Raw genomic sequence first — 16,530 nt, forward strand, 5'->3', positions numbered from 1 at the left:
GGGCTTCGGTCGCGTGCGGGCGGGCTCGTTACAGGCCTGCGGCCTGCTTGAGGGCGTCTACGCGGTCGGTGCGCTCCCAGGTGAAGTCCGGCAGCTCGCGGCCGAAGTGGCCGTAGGCGGCGGTCTGGGAGTAGATCGGGCGGAGCAGGTCGAGGTCGCGGATGATCGCGGCCGGGCGGAGGTCGAAGACCTCGGCGATGGCGTTCTCGATCTTCTCGTTGTCGACGCTGTTGGTGCCGAAGGTCTCGACGAAGAGGCCGACGGGCTCGGCCTTGCCGATGGCGTACGCGACCTGGACCTCGCAGCGCGAGGCGAGGCCCGCGGCGACGACGTTCTTGGCGACCCAGCGCATGGCGTAGGCGGCGGAGCGGTCGACCTTGGACGGGTCCTTGCCGGAGAACGCGCCGCCACCGTGGCGGGCCATGCCGCCGTAGGTGTCGATGATGATCTTGCGGCCGGTGAGGCCGGCGTCGCCCATCGGGCCGCCGATCTCGAAGCGGCCGGTCGGGTTCACCAGGAGGCGGTAGCCGTCGGTGTCGAGCTTGATGCCGTCCTCGACGAGCTGCTTGAGCACGTGCTCGACGACGAACTCGCGGATGTCGGGCGCGAGCAGCGACTCCAGGTCGATGTCGGAGGCGTGCTGCGAGGAGACGACGACGGTGTCGAGGCGGACGGCCTTGTCGCCGTCGTACTCGATGGTGACCTGGGTCTTGCCGTCGGGGCGCAGGTACGGGATGGTCCCGTTCTTGCGGACCTCGGTCAGCCGGCGGGAGAGCCGGTGCGCGAGGTGGATCGGCAGCGGCATCAGCTCGGGGGTCTCGTCCGACGCGTAGCCGAACATCAGGCCCTGGTCGCCGGCGCCCTGCTTGTCGAGCTCGTCCTCGTCACCCTCGACACGCTGCTCGTACGCCGTGTCGACACCCTGCGCGATGTCCGGGGACTGAGACCCGATGGACACCGACACGCCGCAGGAGGCGCCGTCGAAGCCCTTCTTCGAGGAGTCGTAGCCGATCTCGAGGATCTTGTTCCGGACGAGGGTCGGGATGTCCGCCCACGCCTTGGTGGTGACCTCACCGGCGACGTGCACCAGGCCGGTGGTGATCAGCGTCTCGACGGCGACGCGCGAGGTGGGGTCCTCACGCAGCAGCGCGTCGAGAATGGTGTCGCTGATCTGGTCAGCGATCTTGTCGGGGTGTCCCTCGGTGACGGACTCCGAGGTGAACAGACGACGGGACACAACGCTCCCTGGGGTTGCAGCGGCTGCTGGCTACTCGTGACGCGGACCGGCAGGGGGCTGCGCCCCGCGACGTTCCACGAACAGTCTATCGGTCGTGGTCGTGTTGTGGACCAGGTGTCTCGCCTGGCGAATGCCGGGGTGCGCGCGAAACCGGCCTCCGGCAAGGCGGACGCGGTTCCTCCGGTAGGGCGTAAATCACTCGGGAGGAGGCGTTTTCCCGCTTCCGGCGTCCTCCCAACGGCCCACAACACGGCGAAATCCGGCTGTCGCCCCGCTCGGCCGAACCACCGCCCGCCGCGCGTCCGCCCCGGCGGAACCCGCCGCGCGGCGGGCGCGCCGCATCCGTCAGGTCGTGGCGCGCAGCCGGGGCACGACCAGGTCCCAGACCGTTTCGGCGAGCGCTTCCTTCGGACCGTACGGTACGGGGGTCTCGGCGCCGTCCGAGGCGAGGACGACGGCCTCGTTCTCCTCGGAGCCGAAGGTCTTGCGCTCCCCCACCTCGTTGACGACGAGGAGGTCGCAGCCCTTGCGGCGGAGCTTCTCGCGCCCGTGGGCCAGCACGTCGTCGGTCTCGGCGGCGAAGCCCACCACGACCTGGCCCGGCAGGGCGCGGTCGGCGGAGATCTCGGCCAGGATGTCGGGGTTGCGGACCAGCTCGACGGTCGGCGCTCCGCCGTCGTCCTTCTTCTTGATCTTCCCGGTGGCGTAGACGGCCGGGCGGAAGTCGGCGACGGCGGCCGCCATCACCACCGCGTCGGCGTCGGAGACGGCCTTGAGCACGGCCTCGCGGAGCTGGACGGCGGTGCCGACGTGGACGACGTCGACGCCGGCCGGGTCGGGGATGCCGGTGTTCGCCTCGACGAGGGTGACCCGCGCGCCCCGGGCGGCGGCGGCCCGCGCGAGCGCGTACCCCTGCTTCCCGGAGGAGCGGTTGCCCAGGTAGCGGACGGGGTCGAGGGGCTCACGGGTGCCGCCCGCGCTGACCACGACATGGCGTCCGGTGAGGTCGGGGGCGGCGGTGCCCCGGGTGAGGATCCGCCGGCAGATCTCGAAGATCTCCGCCGGGTCGGGGAGCCGGCCCTTGCCGGTGTCGACGCCGGTGAGGCGGCCGACGGCGGGCTCGATGACGACGGCGCCGCGGCGGCGCAGGGTCGCCACGTTCTCCTGGGTGGCGGGGTGCTCCCACATCTCGGTGTGCATGGCGGGGGCGAAGACCACCGGACAGCGGGCGGTGAGCAGCGTGTTGGTGAGCAGGTCGTCCGCGAGGCCGTGGGCGGCCTTGGCCAGCATGTCGGCGGTGGCCGGGGCGACGACGACGAGGTCGGCCGCCTGTCCGATCCGCACGTGCGGCACCTCGTGGACGGACTCCCACACCTCGGTGGAGACCGGGTTGCCGGAGAGGGCCGACCAGGTGGCGGCGCCGACGAAGTGGAGGGCGGAGTCGGTGGGCACGACCCGGACGTCGTGGCCCGACTCGGTCAGTCGCCGCAGCAGTTCGCACGCCTTGTAGGCGGCGATGCCCCCGCTGACCCCCAGAACGACCTTCGGCTTCGTCACCACTGCCACTCCCCGCACTCGGATGCGTACGACTCCATGAGACACCACAGGCCCGGCGGATGTTCCGCCGGGCCTGGAGTGACGAACGTTACGTGCTTACTGCGCCGGGCCCTCGATGGCCTCGGACGTCAGCAGGCCCGCGTTGATCTCGCGCAGGGCGATCGAGAGCGGCTTCTCGTGGACGTGGGTGTCGACCAGCGGACCCACGTACTCCAGCAGGCCCTCGCCGAGCTGGGAGTAGTACGCGTTGATCTGACGCGCGCGCTTGGCCGCGTAGATCACGAGGCTGTACTTCGAGTCCGTGGCCTCGAGCAGCTCGTCGATCGGCGGGTTGATGATGCCCTCGGGCGCGGTGATGGAAGAGGACACGCTCTACCTTCCGAAGATGGAAAAAGGATCGGACAGCCGTTGGGTGTCCGGGGGAATCAGTGGATCATTCCCCAGAAGTCAACAGCATCAACGTTAGCAGCTCACGTGCTACGTCCTCGACGGAGGTGTTGACAAGGGTGGTGTCGAACTCCGACTCGGCCGCCAGCTCGACCTTCGCGGCCGACAGACGGCGCTCGATGACCTCCGGCGACTCGGTGCCGCGGCCGGTGAGGCGGCGGACCAGTTCCTCCCAGCTCGGCGGGGCCAGGAAGACCAGCTGGGACTCGGGCATCGAGTCCTTCACCTGGCGGGCGCCCTGGAGGTCGATCTCCAGGAGGACGGGTTCGCCGGAGTCCAGGCGGTCGAGGACCGCGCCGCGCGGGGTGCCGTAGCGGTTGCCCGCGAACTCGGCCCATTCGAGGAGCTCACCGTTGGCGATCAGCTTGTCGAACTCGTCGTCCGTCACGAAGAAGTAGTGGACGCCGTGCTTCTCGCCGGGGCGGGGCTTCCGTGTCGTCGCGGACACCGAGAGCCAGACCTCGGGGTGGACCTTGCGCATATGCGCGACGACCGTGCTCTTGCCGACCCCTGAGGGGCCGGAGAGCACGGTCAGCCGCGGACGTACCTCTGCTGCCATGTGGCGATTATTCCAGCTTTACCGGTGTGCCCGGGACGCATGCCCCGGATCGGCGGCCGGACCGGTCGCCGGGCCGGCAGCGGGACCGGTCGCCGGGTCAGGCGCCGGTGCTGCCGAACTCGCGCTCCAGGGAGGCGATCTGGTTGGAGCCGAGACCGCGGACCCGGCGGCTCTCGGAGATGCCGAGACGCTCCATGATCTGCTTGGCGCGGACCTTGCCCACGCCGGGCAGGGACTCGAGCAGCGCGGAGACCTTCATCTTGCCGATGACGTCGTTCTCCTGGCCGCTCTTGATCACGTCGTGGAGGGAAGCGCCGGAGTGCTTGAGTCGATTCTTGACCTCGGCCCGCTCCCGGCGAGCCGCGGCGGCCTTTTCGAGCGCGGCTGCGCGCTGTTCAGGGGTAAGGGGCGGAAGAGCCACGCCTACGTCACCTCGGATGTCGATCTGTCGGATACGGACCGGTGAGGAACCTCGCGCCCCACACCAGTGGAGCAACGCTCAACGGAGTGGTCGTTGAACGCCTGCTCTGCCCCGGAGACTAGCGGCCGAGGCCGCTCCAGTCAGCGAGAACAGCGGAAAAGTCCTGGTCAGCATCGACCGACCGGGACTTTTCCGGCATAACGACCCGGTTTTGAGCCAAGTTTTCGTCAAGGAGTGAGACGGCCCGGTGAGACGGTTCGTCTCACCGGGCCGAAACAGTCCTGAAATCCGGCTCGATCCGCTCCGACCTGCGCAGAGGCCGCGGAGCGACCGGAGGGAGGCCCCGGAGACACCGCGGGGACACCGCGGCGACGCGCCGGCGGGCGTCAGCCGCCGACGGCCGCCCGGATCTCGTCCGCGTACCGGTGAGCCGAGTCCCGCAGGGCGGCCGCGTCCGGGCCGTGCCGCAGGACCCCGCGGCTGACGTTCGGGACGACGTTGCGGACCGCGGCGCCGAAGACCGCCGGGAGGTCGGCCGGGGTCGCGCCCTGGGCACCGATACCGGGGGCGAGGAGGGGACCGTTGATGTCCAGGTCGAACGAGGACAGGTCGCCGAGGGTGGCACCGACGACCGCGCCGAAGGAGCCCATCGGGGTCTCCCCCGCGTTCTCGGCGGCGAGGTGGGCCAGCATCGTGGCGCCGATGGTGCGCCCGTCCTCGCGGACGGCCCGCTGGACCTCCGCCCCCTCGGGGTTGGAGGTGAGGGCCAGGACGAAGAGCCCGGCGCCGGACTCGCGCGCCAGGTCGACGGCCGGCTTCAGGGAGCCGTAGCCGAGGTACGGGGAGACCGTCAGCGCGTCGGAGAAGAGCGGGGAGTCCTTGCGCAGGAAGGCCTCGGCGTACGCGGCCATGGTGGAGCCGATGTCGCCGCGCTTGGCGTCCATGACGACCAGGCCGCCGGCCGCGCGCAGCTCGGCGACGGCGCGCTCCAGGACGGCGACACCGCGCGAGCCGAAGCGCTCGAAGAAGGCGGCCTGCGGCTTGAAGACGGCCACGGTGTCGGCGAGCGCCTCGACGACCGTGAAGGTGAAGCGCTCCAGGCCGGCGATGTCGTCGGTCAGGCCCCAGGAGTCGAGCAGGGCGGCGTGCGGGTCGATGCCGACGCAGAGCGGGCCGCGCTCGTCCATGGCGGCGCGCAGGCGGGTTCCGAAGGAGAGGGTCACGCGGTGGCCTTTCGGTTGTCGGCGCCGACGGCCTCGGCGAGGGTGGCGTACGGGGAGGCGGCGAGCCGCGCGGCGAGGCCCTTGTGGATCGCGCGGGCGTAGAACGGGCCCTCGTAGATGAAGGCGCTGTAGCCCTGGATCAGGGTGGCACCGGCGAGGATGCGCTGCCAGGCGTCCTCGGCGTTCTCGATGCCGCCGACGCCCACGAGGACGAGCCGGTCGCCCACGCGCGCGTGCAGGCGCCTCAGGACGGCGAGGGAGCGCTCCTTGACGGGGGCGCCGGACAGCCCGCCGGTCTCCTTGACCAGCGCGGGGTCGGACTTCAGGCCGAGGCCCTCGCGCGCGATGGTGGTGTTGGTGGCGATGATGCCGTCGAGGCCGAGTTCCAGGGCGAGGTCGGCGACCGCGTCGACGTCCTCGTCGGCCAGGTCGGGGGCGATCTTGACCAGGAGGGGGACCCGGCGGTCGGTGACGGTGCGGTCGGCTGCCTCGCGTACGGCGGTGAGGAGCGGCCGCAGGGACTCGGTGGCCTGGAGGTTGCGCAGGCCGGGGGTGTTCGGCGAGGAGACGTTCACGACGAGGTAGTCGGCGTGCGCGGCGAGGCGCTCGGTGGACTTCACGTAGTCGGCGGCGGCCTCGGCCTCGGGGACGACCTTGGTCTTGCCGATGTTGACGCCGACGACCGTCTTGAAGACCGGTACGCGCGCGTGGAGGCGGGCGGCGACGGCGGCGGAGCCCTCGTTGTTGAAGCCCATGCGGTTGATCAGGGCGCGGTCCGGGACCAGCCGGAAGAGGCGCTTCTTGGGATTGCCGGGCTGGGCCTCGCCGGTGACGGTGCCGATCTCGACGTGGTCGAAGCCGAGCATCGACATGCCGTCGATGGCGACGGCGTTCTTGTCGAAGCCGGCGGCGAGCCCGAAGGGGCCGTGCATCCGCAGGCCGAGGGCCTCGGTGCGCAGCTCCTCGTACCGGGGGGCGAGGACGGCGGCGACGAAGGTCCTCAGGACGGGGACGCGGGCCGCGAGGCGGATCCAGCGGAAGGCCAGGTAGTGGGCCTTCTCGGGGTCCATGCGCTTGAAGACGACGTTGAAGAAGAACTTGTACATGTGCTCCGGTCCGGGTCTGCTCATGACGAGGGGGACACCGCAGATCCTGCCGGTGTCCCCCTCCTCAGACGGGCTGCTAGTCGCGTGCCGCGATCAGGTGCTCCGCGTGCTCCTGGAGCGAGCGGACCCCGACGTCGCCGCGGTTGAGCGCGTCGATGCCCTGGACGGCGGCGGCGAGCGCCTGGACCGTGGTGAGGCACGGGACGCTGCGCGCGACGGCGGCCGTACGGATCTCGTAGCCGTCGAGGCGGCCGCCGGTGCCGTACGGGGTGTTGACGATCAGGTCGACCTGGCCGTCGTGGATGAGCTGGACGATCGTCTTCTCGCCGTCGGGGCCTTCGCCCTCGCTGAGCTTGCGGACGATCGTGGCGTTGATGCCGTTGCGCTTGAGGACCTCGGCGGTGCCGGAGGTGGCGAGCAGCTCGAAGCCGTGGGCGACGAGCTCGCGGGCCGGGAAGATCATCGAGCGCTTGTCGCGGTTGGCGACCGAGATGAACGCGCGGCCCTTGGTGGGCAGCGGGCCGTAGGCGCCGGCCTGCGACTTGGCGTACGCGGTGCCGAAGACCGCGTCGATGCCCATGACCTCGCCGGTGGAGCGCATCTCCGGGCCGAGGACGGTGTCGACGCCGCGGCCGTGCACGTCGCGGAAGCGCGACCACGGCATCACGGCCTCCTTGACGGAAATCGGCGCGTCGAGCGGCAGGGTGCCGCCGTCGCCGGTCTTCGGCAGCAGGCCCTCGGCGCGCAGCTCGGCGATGGTGGCGCCGAGCGAGATGCGGGCGGCGGCCTTCGCGAGCGGGACGGCGGTCGCCTTCGAGGTGAAGGGGACGGTCCGGGAGGCGCGCGGGTTGGCCTCCAGGACGTAGAGGATGTCGCCGGCCATCGCGAACTGGATGTTGATCAGGCCGCGGACCCCGACGCCCTTGGCGATGGCCTCGGTGGAGGCGCGCAGGCGCTTGATGTCGAAGCCGCCGAGGGTGATCGGGGGCAGTGCGCAGGCCGAGTCGCCGGAGTGGATGCCGGCTTCCTCGATGTGCTCCATGACGCCGCCGAGGTAGAGCTCGTGGCCGTCGTAGAGGGCGTCGACGTCGATCTCGATGGCGTCGTCGAGGAAGCGGTCGACCAGGACCGGCCGGGTGGGGCTGATCTCGGTGGACTCGGCGATGTACGACTCCAGGCGGGTCTCGTCGTAGACGATCTCCATGCCGCGGCCGCCGAGCACGTACGAGGGGCGTACGAGAACGGGGTAGCCGATCTCGTCGGCGATGGCCTTGGCGCCGGCGAAGGTGGTCGCGGTGCCGTGCTTGGGGGCCGGAAGGCCCGCCTCGGCGAGGACCTGGCCGAAGGCGCCGCGGTCCTCGGCGGCGTGGATGGCCTCCGGGGAGGTGCCGACGACCGGCACGCCGTTGTCCTTGAGCGCCTGGGACAGACCGAGCGGGGTCTGGCCGCCGAGCTGGACGACGACACCGGCGACGGGGCCGGCGAGGGTCTCGGCGTGGACGATCTCCAGCACGTCTTCCAGCGTCAGCGGCTCGAAGTACAGGCGGTCGGAGGTGTCGTAGTCCGTGGAGACGGTCTCCGGGTTGCAGTTGACCATCACGGTCTCGTAGCCCGCGTCGCTGAGCGCGAAGGAGGCGTGGACGCAGGAGTAGTCGAACTCGATGCCCTGGCCGATGCGGTTCGGGCCGGAGCCCAGGATGATCACCGCGGGCTTGGCGCGGGGCGCGACCTCGGTCTCCTCGTCGTACGAGGAGTAGAAGTACGGGGTCTTGGCGGCGAACTCGGCGGCGCAGGTGTCGACGGTCTTGTAGACCGGGCGGACGCCCAGGGCGTGCCGGACCTCGCGGACGACGTCCTCGCGCAGACCGCGGATCTCGGCGATCTGGGCGTCGGAGAAGCCATGGCGCTTGGCCTCGGCGAGGATCTCCGGGTTCAGCTTGTCGGCGGCGGCCAGCTCGTCGGCGATCTCCTTGATCAGGAAGAGCTGGTCGACGAACCACGGGTCGATCTTCGTGGCGTCGAAGACCTCCTGCGGGGTGGCCCCGGCGCGGATGGCCTGCATGACGGTGTTGATGCGGCCGTCGGTGGGGCGGACCGCCTCGCGGAGCAGCGTGTCCTTGTCGCCGGGCTCGCCGACGAAGGTGAACTGCGAGCCCTTCTTCTCCAGCGAGCGCAGGGCCTTCTGGAGGGCCTCGGTGAAGTTGCGGCCGATCGCCATGGCCTCGCCGACCGACTTCATGGTCGTGGTCAGCGTGGAGTCGGCGGAGGGGAACTTCTCGAAGGCGAAGCGCGGGGCCTTGACGACGACGTAGTCGAGCGTGGGCTCGAAGGACGCCGGGGTCTTCTCCGTGATGTCGTTCGGGATCTCGTCGAGCGTGTAGCCGACGGCGAGCCGGGCCGCGATCTTGGCGATCGGGAAGCCGGTCGCCTTGGAGGCGAGCGCCGAGGAGCGGGAGACGCGCGGGTTCATCTCGATGACGATGACGCGGCCGTCGTCGGGGTTGATCGCGAACTGGATGTTGCAGCCGCCGGTGTCGACGCCGACCTCGCGGATGATCGCGATGCCGATGTCGCGCAGCCGCTGGTACTCGCGGTCGGTGAGGGTCATCGCCGGGGCGACGGTGATCGAGTCACCGGTGTGGACGCCCATCGGGTCGAAGTTCTCGATGGAGCAGACGACCACGACGTTGTCGTTCTTGTCGCGCATCAGCTCCAGCTCGTACTCCTTCCAGCCGAGGATGGACTCCTCCAGGAGCACCTCGGTGGTCGGGGAGAGCGTGAGGCCCTGGCCGGCGATGCGGCGCAGTTCTTCCTCGTCGTGGGCGAAGCCGGAGCCGGCGCCGCCCATGGTGAAGGAGGGGCGGACGACGACGGGGTAGCCGCCGAGGGTGTCGACGCCCTTGAGGACGTCGTCCATGGAGTGGCAGATGACCGAGCGGGCGGACTCGCCGTAGCCGATCTTGGCCTTGACGGCCTCGACGACGCCCTTGAAGAGGTCGCGGTCCTCGCCCTTGTTGATGGCCTCGACGTTGGCGCCGATGAGCTCGACGCCGTACTTCTCCAGGACGCCCTGCTCGTGCATGGAGATCGCGGTGTTGAGCGCGGTCTGGCCGCCGAGGGTGGGCAGGAGGGCGTCGGGGCGCTCCTTGGCGATGATCTTCTCGACGAACTCGGGGGTGATCGGCTCGACGTAGGTGGCGTCGGCGATCTCCGGGTCGGTCATGATCGTGGCCGGGTTGGAGTTGACCAGGATCACCCGCAGGCCCTCGGCCTTGAGGATGCGGCAGGCCTGGGTGCCGGAGTAGTCGAACTCGGCGGCCTGGCCGATGACGATCGGGCCGGAGCCGATGACCAGGACGGACTGGATATCGGTGCGCTTAGGCACGCTCGGCCTCCATCAGGGATACGAAGCGGTCGAAGAGGTACGCGGCGTCGTGCGGGCCCGCGGCCGCCTCGGGGTGGTACTGGACGGAGAAGGCCGGCTGGTCGAGCAGCTGGAGGCCTTCGACGACCTGGTCGTTCAGGCAGACGTGGGAGACCTCGGCGCGCCCGTAGGGCGTGTCGGAGACCTTGTCGAGGGGCGCGTCGACGGCGAAGCCGTGGTTGTGCGCGGTGACCTCGACCTTGCCGGTCGTACGGTCCTGGACCGGCTGGTTGATGCCGCGGTGGCCGTACTTCAGCTTGTAGGTGCCGAAGCCGAGGGCGCGGCCGAGGATCTGGTTGCCGAAGCAGATGCCGAAGAGCGGCGTCCTGCGCTCCAGGACGCCCTGCATGACGGCGACGGGGCCGTCGGCGGTGGCCGGGTCGCCCGGGCCGTTGGAGAAGAACACGCCGTCCGGCTCGACCGCGTACACGTCCTCGACGGTGGCGGTGGCGGGCAGCACGTGGACCTCGATGCCGCGCTCGGCCATCCGGTGCGGGGTCATGCCCTTGATGCCGAGGTCGACGGCGGCGACGGTGAACTTCTTCTCGCCGATCGCGGGGACGACGTACGCCTCCTTGGTGGCGACCTCGGCGGAGAGGTTCGCGCCCGTCATCTCGGGCTGCTCCTTGACCCGGGCGAGCAGGGCCTCGTCGCGGACGCCCGTCCAGGCGTCGCCGGAGAAGATGCCGACGCGCATGGCGCCGCGCTCGCGCAGGTGGCGGGTGAGGGCCCGGGTGTCGACGCCGGAGATGCCGACGACGCCCTGGGCGGCCAGCTCCTCGTCCAGGGAGCGCTGGGCGCGCCAGTTGGAGGAGACGCGGGCGGGGTCGCGGACGACGTAGCCGGAGACCCAGATGCGGCCGGACTCGGGGTCCTCGTCGTTGACGCCGGTGTTGCCGACGTGCGGGGCGGTCATGACGACGACCTGGCGGTGGTACGACGGGTCGGTGAGGGTCTCCTGGTAGCCGGTCATCCCGGTGGAGAACACGGCCTCGCCGAAGGTCTCCCCCACGGCCCCGTAGGCACGGCCGCGGAAGGTGCGGCCGTCCTCCAGGACGAGTACGGCGGGAGTCTTGGCAGCTCCCCTTGTGGAGGTCGTCATCGTGCGATGCCTTCCGTCGTGTTGGTCATGGAGTTGATGGCTTCGACCCAGGCGGTGTGCTCGGCCGCCCGGTCGGAGCGGAATCCCGAGTCGAGCAGGGTGTCGCCGTGCGCCCAGGTGACGATCAGCAGGCCGCCCTCGGCGAGGACCTTGCCGGCGATGCCCTTGTCGAGGCGGGCCTCGCGCAGCGCCTCGGCCGGGACGAAGAAGTCGTTCGCCCCGGGGCGTACGACCGAGAGCCCGGCGTCGGTGAGCGTGAGCTCGACCCGGCTGCGGGTGCCGAGGCCGTGGGCGACGATCCGGTCGAGCCACTGCCCGGCGGTCGTGGACCCGTGGTAGCGCCCGCTGAGAGTCAGTTTCGCCGTACCGGCCGTCTCGGGCGCGGTGGGAAGTGCGGGGAGGTCCGACTGGAGGCTGCCGCGCCACTTCCAGCCCTGGCGCATCAGCCAGTACACGAAGGCGATGAAGAGCAGCAGTCCGGCGACCCAGCCGAGCCGTCCGGCCCAGTCGGTCACCTCCGCCGACTTCTGATCGGCAGCCCCTGCGGCGATTGCGATGAGTGGTGTCACGCCAGCTTCCCGTCCACGACCGTTGCCCGGCCCCGCAGGAAGGTGTGGGTGACGCGTCCCGGCAGCTCACGCCCCTCGTAGGGGGTGTTCCGGCTGCGGGAGGCGAAGTCCGCGGGGTCCACGACACCACGGTAAGCCGGATCAACCAGCGTCAGGTTCGCGGGCTCACCAGCCGAGACGGGGCGTCCGTGGCCGGTGGCCCGGCCGATGCGGGCGGGCGCGAAGGACATCCGGTCGGCGACGCCGGCCCAGTCGAGGAGGCCGGTCTCGACCATCGTCTGCTGGACGACGGAGAGCGCGGTCTCCAGGCCGACCATGCCCATGGCGGCGGCGGCCCACTCGCAGTCCTTGTCCTCGTGCGGGTGCGGGGCGTGGTCGGTGGCGACGATGTCGATCGTGCCGTCGGCCAGCGCCTCGCGGAGCGCCAGGACGTCCTTCTCGGTGCGCAGCGGCGGGTTGACCTTGTAGACCGGGTTGTACGAGCGGACCAGCTCGTCGGTGAGGAGGAGGTGGTGGGGGGTGACCTCGGCGGTGACGTCGATGCCGCGGGACTTGGCCCAGCGGACGATCTCGACGGAGCCGGCGGTGGAGAGGTGGCAGATGTGGACGCGGGAGCCGACGTGCTCGGCGAGGAGGACGTCGCGGGCGATGATCGACTCCTCGGCGACGGCGGGCCAGCCGCCGAGGCCCAGCTCCGCGGAGACGACGCCCTCGTTCATCTGGGCGCCCTCGGTGAGGCGGGGCTCCTGGGCGTGCTGGGCGACGACGCCGCCGAAGGCCTTCACGTACTCCAGGGCGCGGCGCATGATCACGGCGTCGTCGACGCACTTGCCGTCGTCGGAGAAGACGGTGACGCCGGCGGCGGAGTCGTGCATGGCGCCGAGCTCGGCGAGCTTCTTGCCCTCCAGGCCGACGGTGACGGCGCCGATGGGCTGCACGTCGCAGTAGCCGGACTCCTTGCCGAGCCGGTAGACCTGCTCGACAACACCGGCGGTGTCGGCGACCGGGTGGGTGTTGGCCATGGCGAAGACGGCCGTGAAGCCGCCGGAGGCGGCGGCCCGGGTGCCGGTGAGGACGGTCTCGGAGTCCTCGCGGCCGGGCTCGCGCAGATGGGTGTGGAGGTCGACGAGGCCGGGCAGCAGGATCTGGCCGTCGGCCTCGATCACGGTGGCGCCCTCGGCGGACAGGCCGGTGCCGACCTCCGCGATGGTCTCGCCGTCGATCAGGACGTCCTGGACGTCGCCACCCAGCACCTGCGCACCGCGGATCAGGGTCTTGCTCATGGTTACTTGTTCTCCTCGGTACGGGTGTGGGTGACGGCGGAGTCGGAGTCGTTGCCGCCCAGGAGCAGGTAGAGGACCGCCATCCGGACGGAGACGCCGTTGGCGACCTGCTCGACGGCCGTGCAGCGGTCGGAGTCGGCGACCTCGGCGGTGATCTCCATGCCGCGGACCATGGGGCCGGGGTGCATGACGATGGCGTGCTCGGGCATCTTCGCCATCCGCTCGCCGTCCAGCCCGTACCGGCGCGAGTACTCGCGCTCGGTGGGGAAGAAGGCGGCGTTCATCCGCTCTCGCTGCACACGCAGCATCATGACCGCGTCGGACTTCGGCAGCACGCGGTCGAGGTCGTACGAGACCTCGCAGGGCCAGGTCTCCACGCCGACCGGGACCAGGGTCGGCGGTGCCACCAGGGTGACCTCGGCGCCGAGGGTGTGCAGCAGGTCGACGTTGGAGCGGGCGACCCGGCTGTGCAGCACGTCGCCGACGAGCGTGATCCGCTTGCCCGCGAGGTCCTGGCCGAGCCCGGCGTCCCGGCCGACCAGGCGGCGGCGCATGGTGAAGGCGTCCAGGAGGGCCTGGGTGGGGTGCTGGTGGGTGCCGTCGCCGGCGTTGATGACGGGGGCGTCGATCCAGCCGGAGGTGGCCAGGCGGAACGGGGCCCCGGAGGCGCCGTGGCGGATGACGACCGCGTCGACGCCCATGGCCTCCAGGGTCTGCGCGGTGTCCTTGAGGGACTCGCCCTTGGAGACGCTGGAGCCCTTGGCCGCGAAGTTGATCACGTCGGCGGAGAGGCGCTTCTCGGCGGCCTCGAAGGAGATCCGGGTCCGGGTGGAGTCCTCGAAGAAGAGGTTGCAGATGGTCCGGCCGCGCAGCGTCGGCAGCTTCTTGATGGGCCGGTCGGCCACCCGGGCCATCTCCTCGGCGGTGTCGAGGATCTGGACGGCGTCGTCGCGGGTGAGGTCGGCGGCCGAGATGAGGTGACGCATCATCGGGGTGTCTCTCCGTGGTGGGGAGGTGTGAGGGCATGCGGGGGCGCAGGGGTGTGCCCCGGCCCCGCGGGGGAAGCCGGTCCGGCTAGGCGGAGGGCCGGGCGCCGAGCAGGACGGTGTCGCGACCGTCCTCCTCGGCGAGCTGGACCTTGACCGTCTCCCGCAGCGACGTGGGGAGGTTCTTGCCGACGTAGTCGGCGCGGATCGGAAGCTCGCGGTGGCCGCGGTCGACGAGGACGGCGAGCTGGACCGCGCGGGGGCGGCCGATGTCGCCGAGGGCGTCGAGGGCGGCGCGGATGGTGCGGCCGGAGAAGAGGACGTCGTCGACGAGGACGACGAGGCGGCCGTCGATGCCGTCACCGGGGATCTCGGTGCGGCCGATGGCACGGGCCGGCTTCATCCGCAGGTCGTCCCGGTACATCGTGATGTCGAGGGAGCCGACCGGGATCTTGGTGCCGGTGATCGATTCGAGCTTCTCGGCGAGCCGGCGGGCGAGGAAGACACCGCGTGTGGGAATGCCGAGGAGAACCACGTCGTCTGCGCCCTTGGCGCGCTCGACGATCTCGTGTGCGATGCGGGTGAGGACCCGCGCGATGTCCGGGGCCTCGAGAACGGGCCGCGCGTCGTCGCCGTACTGCTGCTGGGTGTCCATGAAGAAACGGACCTCCTTCTCCGCCTCACGGGACGGTTCTTAAAGGACGTCGAAAGTGCGTCGTCCACGATACCAGGGGCGGACGGGAGCCCCCCTCGCACCCCTGGCGCCACTCCGGGCGCCGTCCCCCGGGAGGGGGCGGTACGGACCATTCGGCTTGACGGGAAAGAGTAACGCTGCGTAACCTCACAGTGAGTTACCAGCCGCGCGGCGCAGCCGCATGTCGTCACAGCGTCCGGGAGCGTTATGTCCAGCGAATACGCAAAGCAGCTCGGGGCCAAACTCCGTGCCATCCGCACCCAGCAGGGTCTCTCGCTCCACGGGGTGGAGGAGAAGTCCCAGGGCCGCTGGAAGGCCGTGGTGGTCGGTTCCTACGAGCGCGGCGACCGCGCGGTGACCGTGCAGCGTCTTGCCGAGCTGGCCGACTTCTACGGGGTGCCGGTGCAGGAGCTCCTGCCGGGCACGACTCCGGGCGGGGCCGCCGAGCCGCCGCCGAAGCTCGTCCTTGACCTGGAGCGCCTCGCGCACGTCCCCCAGGAGAAGGCGGGCCCGCTCCAGCGCTACGCGGCGACGATCCAGTCGCAGCGCGGCGACTACAACGGCAAGGTGCTGTCGATCCGTCAGGACGACCTGCGCACCCTGGCCGTGATCTACGACCAGTCGCCCTCGGTCCTCACCGAGCAGCTGATCAGCTGGGGCGTCCTCGACGCGGACGCGCGCCGCGCCGTCGCCCACGAGGAGAACTGAACCCCTTACGGGGACCCAGCAGAAACGTACCGCCGGGCCCGTGGACGTCATCCGACGTCCACGGGCCCGGCGCTTTCGCGCCCAGCGCCAGAGAACGCCGAAGGGGCCCGCAGCACGAGTGCTGCGGGCCCCTTCGACTGCCGGTGACGTCTACGGACTCAGACGTCCGCGTCCCGGCGCAGACGCGGCTTCAGGTCCTTGAAGCGCGCCAGCAGACCGTTGACGAAGGTCGGGGACTCGTCCGTGGAGAACTCCTTGGCGAGCTGCACCGCCTCGTCGATCGCGACCGCGTCCGGCGTGCCGTCCTCCCAGATCACCTCGTAGGCGCCGAGGCGCACGATGTTCCGGTCGGCGACGGGCATCCGGTCGAGGTCCCAGTCCACCGCGTAGGTCGCGATGAGCTCGTCGATCCGCGCCACGTGGGCCGCGTACCCCTCGACCAGCTGCATGGTGAAGTCGCTGACCGGGGGCTGGCGGTCGTCGGACCGCGCGAGCCGGACCTGGTCCGCGAGCACCTGCTGGACGGAGGCACCGCGCTGGTCGGCCTCGAAGAGGATCTGGAAGGCGCGCTTGCGGGCCTTGCTCCGAGCGGCCACGGTTAGCTGTTCACCCGGCCGAGGTAGCTGCTGTCGCGGGTGTCGACCTTGACCTTCTCACCGGTGGTGACGAAGAGCGGGACCTGGATCTCGTGGCCGGTCTCCAGGCGGGCGGGCTTGGTGCCACCGGTGGAGCGGTCACCCTGGACGCCCGGGTCGGTGTGCTCGATCGTCAGCTCGACGGCGGCCGGGAGCTCGACGTAGAGCACCGAGCCCTCGTGCTGCGCGACCTGGGCGGTGAAGCCCTCGATGAGGAAGTTGGCGGCGTCGCCGACGGCCTTGCGGTCGACCATCAGCTGGTCGTAGGTCTCCATGTCCATGAAGACGAAGTACTCGCCGTCCATGTAGGAGAACTGCATCTCGCGGCGGTCGATGGTGGCCGTCTCGACCTTCACACCGGCGTTGAAGGTCTTGTCGACGACCTTGCCGGACAGCACGTTCTTGAGCTTGGTGCGCACGAAGGCCGGGCCCTTGCCGGGCTTGACGTGCTGGAACTCGACGACGGACCAGAGCTGGCCGCCTTCGAGCTTGAGCACCATGCCGTTCTTGAGGTCGTTCGTGGAAGCCACGGTTGCGGAATCTCCTGGACTGACGTGGGACCGAGGAGGCGTACGCGCT

Annotated in this window: 16 protein-coding genes; 1 reads left to right on the plus strand and 15 read right to left on the minus strand. The window is 70.6% G+C overall.

The genetic code is table 11. The features are described 5' to 3' along the window. Nucleotides 1-28: 28 nt before the first annotated feature. The 13 genes from metK to pyrR all read right to left on the minus strand — a co-directional run bounded on the left by metK (nucleotide 29) and on the right by pyrR (nucleotide 14,569). Nucleotides 29-1,237: a methionine adenosyltransferase gene (metK, locus tag DEJ43_RS05280; protein ID WP_015032282.1), complete on the minus strand. Its 1,209-nt coding sequence runs from the start codon at nucleotides 1,235-1,237 to the stop codon at nucleotides 29-31. Between the two features lie 345 nt (nucleotides 1,238-1,582). Continuing rightward, nucleotides 1,583-2,794: a bifunctional phosphopantothenoylcysteine decarboxylase/phosphopantothenate--cysteine ligase CoaBC gene (gene coaBC / locus DEJ43_RS05285; RefSeq protein ID WP_041663668.1), complete on the minus strand. Its 1,212-nt coding sequence runs from the start codon at nucleotides 2,792-2,794 to the stop codon at nucleotides 1,583-1,585. A 96-nt stretch (nucleotides 2,795-2,890) separates the two neighbouring features. Further along, nucleotides 2,891-3,163 carry a DNA-directed RNA polymerase subunit omega gene (rpoZ, locus tag DEJ43_RS05290; RefSeq protein WP_005319902.1) on the minus strand — a complete coding sequence of 91 codons (273 nt, stop codon included), beginning with the start codon at nucleotides 3,161-3,163 and terminating at the stop codon, nucleotides 2,891-2,893. A gap of 64 nt (nucleotides 3,164-3,227) precedes the next feature. Then, nucleotides 3,228-3,800 carry a guanylate kinase gene (gmk, locus tag DEJ43_RS05295; RefSeq protein ID WP_015032284.1) on the minus strand — a complete coding sequence of 191 codons (573 nt, stop codon included), beginning with the start codon at nucleotides 3,798-3,800 and terminating at the stop codon, nucleotides 3,228-3,230. A gap of 97 nt (nucleotides 3,801-3,897) precedes the next feature. Further along, complete coding sequence (locus DEJ43_RS05300) at nucleotides 3,898-4,221, minus strand: integration host factor (protein ID WP_015032285.1); 324 nt, start codon at nucleotides 4,219-4,221, stop codon at nucleotides 3,898-3,900. A 386-nt stretch (nucleotides 4,222-4,607) separates the two neighbouring features. Then, complete coding sequence (gene pyrF / locus DEJ43_RS05305) at nucleotides 4,608-5,444, minus strand: orotidine-5'-phosphate decarboxylase (RefSeq protein ID WP_015032286.1); 837 nt, start codon at nucleotides 5,442-5,444, stop codon at nucleotides 4,608-4,610. Then, nucleotides 5,441-6,550: a quinone-dependent dihydroorotate dehydrogenase gene (locus DEJ43_RS05310; protein ID WP_041662141.1), complete on the minus strand. Its 1,110-nt coding sequence runs from the start codon at nucleotides 6,548-6,550 to the stop codon at nucleotides 5,441-5,443. Before DEJ43_RS05310 ends, pyrF begins: the two co-directional genes overlap by 4 nt. Nucleotides 6,551-6,626: 76 nt before the next feature. Further along, entirely contained in the window at nucleotides 6,627-9,935 is a 3,309-nt protein-coding gene (carB, locus tag DEJ43_RS05315; protein WP_015032288.1) for a carbamoyl-phosphate synthase large subunit, read from the minus strand. Next, nucleotides 9,928-11,076: a glutamine-hydrolyzing carbamoyl-phosphate synthase small subunit gene (carA, locus tag DEJ43_RS05320; protein WP_015032289.1), complete on the minus strand. Its 1,149-nt coding sequence runs from the start codon at nucleotides 11,074-11,076 to the stop codon at nucleotides 9,928-9,930. The genes carB and carA overlap by 8 nt, the downstream gene beginning before the upstream one ends. After that, a complete protein-coding gene (locus DEJ43_RS05325) occupies nucleotides 11,073-11,645 on the minus strand; it encodes a PH-like domain-containing protein (RefSeq protein ID WP_071891160.1) in 573 nt (190 codons plus the stop codon). Before DEJ43_RS05325 ends, carA begins: the two co-directional genes overlap by 4 nt. Beyond that, complete coding sequence (locus tag DEJ43_RS05330) at nucleotides 11,642-12,928, minus strand: dihydroorotase (RefSeq protein ID WP_015032291.1); 1,287 nt, start codon at nucleotides 12,926-12,928, stop codon at nucleotides 11,642-11,644. Before DEJ43_RS05330 ends, DEJ43_RS05325 begins: the two co-directional genes overlap by 4 nt. Before the next feature lie 2 nt (nucleotides 12,929-12,930). Then, on the minus strand, nucleotides 12,931-13,917 hold the full coding sequence (locus DEJ43_RS05335; RefSeq protein WP_015032292.1) for an aspartate carbamoyltransferase catalytic subunit: 987 nt from the start codon (nucleotides 13,915-13,917) through the stop codon (nucleotides 12,931-12,933). An 85-nt stretch (nucleotides 13,918-14,002) separates the two neighbouring features. Continuing rightward, a complete protein-coding gene (gene pyrR / locus DEJ43_RS05340; protein ID WP_015032293.1) occupies nucleotides 14,003-14,569 on the minus strand; it encodes a bifunctional pyr operon transcriptional regulator/uracil phosphoribosyltransferase PyrR in 567 nt (188 codons plus the stop codon). Nucleotides 14,570-14,815: 246 nt separating this feature from the next. Here pyrR and bldD point away from each other — a divergent pair, with 246 nt between their 5' ends. Then, a complete protein-coding gene (gene bldD, locus DEJ43_RS05345) occupies nucleotides 14,816-15,316 on the plus strand; it encodes a transcriptional regulator BldD (RefSeq protein WP_015032294.1) in 501 nt (166 codons plus the stop codon). A 158-nt stretch (nucleotides 15,317-15,474) separates the two neighbouring features. Here bldD and nusB read toward each other — a convergent pair whose 3' ends face one another. Together nusB and efp are read right to left on the minus strand one after the other, a co-directional pair. Continuing rightward, on the minus strand, nucleotides 15,475-15,912 hold the full coding sequence (nusB, locus tag DEJ43_RS05350) for a transcription antitermination factor NusB (RefSeq protein WP_015032295.1): 438 nt from the start codon (nucleotides 15,910-15,912) through the stop codon (nucleotides 15,475-15,477). 2 nt (nucleotides 15,913-15,914) lie between these two features. Further along, entirely contained in the window at nucleotides 15,915-16,481 is a 567-nt protein-coding gene (gene efp, locus DEJ43_RS05355) for an elongation factor P (protein WP_015032296.1), read from the minus strand. Nucleotides 16,482-16,530: the final 49 nt, after the last annotated feature.

The sequence above is a fragment of the Streptomyces venezuelae ATCC 10712 genome (genome assembly GCF_008639165.1).
Classification (GTDB): Bacteria; Actinomycetota; Actinomycetes; order Streptomycetales; family Streptomycetaceae; genus Streptomyces; species Streptomyces venezuelae.